Annotated in this window: 1 protein-coding gene and 1 pseudogene; both read left to right on the top strand. The window is 58.0% G+C overall.

Annotated features, from left to right (window positions below):
• The coding region (locus RSSM_RS10870) for an RNA polymerase sigma factor (protein ID WP_044302262.1) at nucleotides 1-898 on the top strand (898 nt) is incomplete at its 5' end.
• Nucleotides 895-2,373, top strand: a pseudogene (locus tag RSSM_RS10875) (alpha/beta hydrolase); the annotation flags it as partial. The gene RSSM_RS10870 and the pseudogene RSSM_RS10875, both read left to right, overlap by 4 nt.

The following is a 2,373-nucleotide window of genomic DNA, read 5'->3' on the forward strand; positions in this document are numbered from 1 at the left end:
CCGCTGCCGCACTTTCCTCTCTCGACGGTCGAGCGACCGGACGCACGACCAACTCGATGAAGCGTTACCCGCGGTCCAATCTCGCACCGATGTCGAACGCATTCTCTCACTCGATGAACAGATCAGTGACGCACTCGGTCGGTTGCCGGACAACCAGCGACGCGCTTTTGAATTGATTCACCGCAAAGAGTTGTCTTATCCGGAGGCCGCTTCGGTGATGGGGCGATCGACCGGGACGATCAAAACTTGGGTACGCCGCGCGAAATTAACGATGCAAAACGTGCTCGCCGGCGAATTGAATACAGCGTCCTCTCCAACGACACCCGCCAGCCACCGATCACCCACCAAGGTGGCCGCCACGTCGGTTGCAATGGTGCTGGTAATTGGTGGGCTCTGGATGGGCTCCGCCGCACAAAAGGACCACCCATCGTTTGCCGCGAACCAACCGTCCGACACAACACCTCCAACGCACAATCATCTGGCTTTTGATACTCGAGTCGATGACGCCGAGCAAGCGACCTCGCCAGAGGTACCAAGACTTACACCGGAGTCGGCGAACAACGTCGATTGGCAGTTCGTCTCATTGCGATCATTTTCGCAGGCACGATTCGCTGTCGACGACATCCAGGCGTTACCGGTTGCCGAGTGGGTGGAAGGAACGACACCGACAATCATCCATCTGAAATCGGGGATCGAACCTCTTGGGAAGACACTTCGCCGGGTCGCTTATCTGTTTCAATGCGATCTTGCTGCCTCCGGACCTTCGCCGGCTGCGATCAATCTGCCGACCCCGGTCCCCTCCTTCGAAAGCCTTGATGCCAACGAATCGGGACTGGGTGGCGAAATGCCTTTGGACACTTCGCTGACGCGACCAACCTTGGCAGGCTCGGTGTCATGAGCAGAAAGAACATGTTGACGAGAGAAGGCAGTGTTGGTGAGTCGAGAAAGACACAGTTCACCACATGGCTGTCGCTCCTCGGAATACTCGCCGTGGGATGGGCCGGTTCGACCAGCGCCGAGCAACTGATCACGCTGCGGAACGGTTTGACGATTCGCGGTGTCTACATCGAGCGTTCGACTCTCAATGAAAACTCGTTTTCGGTCGGTGCCGATGGCGGGATCCAAACGCCAAAGATTTGGATGGTCGATGACGGACTGCGACGCACCTACATTCACCGACGTGGAATGGTGAATAACGAACCTGTCGATATCCCCGACCTGGGACTGCGAATCGAATTCCCACAACCGGTTGCCGAAGGGGGCGACGAGGTCGGATCGATCGGTCGAATCCTCGGCGTGTCACCGCTCAATGAATACGGTCGCCGGCAACTGACCGTGCGGGGAACCGATGGGTCACCGACTATCCTGCATCAAGGTTTGACGGAACTGACCTCGCGTTATGCGAAACTCGATGGGCTGAAAGCTGAGAAGTCGATCCGGTTGGACATGCGGGTCGCCACCGAATCGATCGACACGCCATCGCTGCAGCGGATTTTTCGCAGACGCATGAACCAAGAGGATCCGAACGAGCGATTAGAAGCCGTTCGTTTCTTCATGGAAGCGGAACGTTTCGGCGATGCTCGACGAGAGTTGCAGGTCATCTTGAAGCAATTCCCCGAACAGGAAGAATTGCGACCGCAACTGACGGCGTTGGTGGAACGGCAAGCGATGCAGTTGATCGAGCAAGCGGAACTCCGCCGCGAATCCGGCCAACCCCAACTCGCCGAAGCGATCCTAAAACAGTTCCCGCTCGGTCGCGTCGGACGGGTCACTCGTTTGCGTGTTCAAGACGCACTCGCGGAAATTGCCCAACTCAAAACACAGCGAGACGAAACCGTTGCGAAGCTACGAAAGCTCGTTGCCGGGTTGCCGGGGGCGGACCAAACCGCACTGGCTCCGATCGTCGATGAAATCGATCAACATCTCTCCGCCAACACGCTCAACCGGTTAAGCGACTTCATACGTTTGGGTGACATTGAGACAACGCCGGCGCGGCAGCGGGTGGCACTCGCGATCGCAGGTTGGATCCTCGGAAGCGGTTCGGGGGAGCAAAACTTGATGCTGACGGTCTCGTTGATCGAAGTACGGGATCTCGTACAGCAGTACCTCGCTCACCCCGACAAAGCAGCCAGAGCGAAAATTCTCGAACGGCTCAAACGACTCGAAGCCACCCGCGCCGACTACATCGCGAAACTGCTCCCGTTGATTCCGCCCCCCTTGGCGAGCAAGCAGGCCGCCGTCATTCATGGCGTCGAAACGACAGACGAATCCGACCGCTCTTTCATCGTGCCCGTCGGTGCCGTTGCTGACCCGCAGGTGCAAGGCATGTACCACGTCGGGCTCGACCAAGCCGAGTTCGACGCCGCCACAATC

It is taken from the genome of Aporhodopirellula sallentina SM41, from assembly GCF_000346505.1.
Classification (GTDB): domain Bacteria; phylum Planctomycetota; class Planctomycetia; order Pirellulales; family Pirellulaceae; genus Rhodopirellula; species Rhodopirellula sallentina.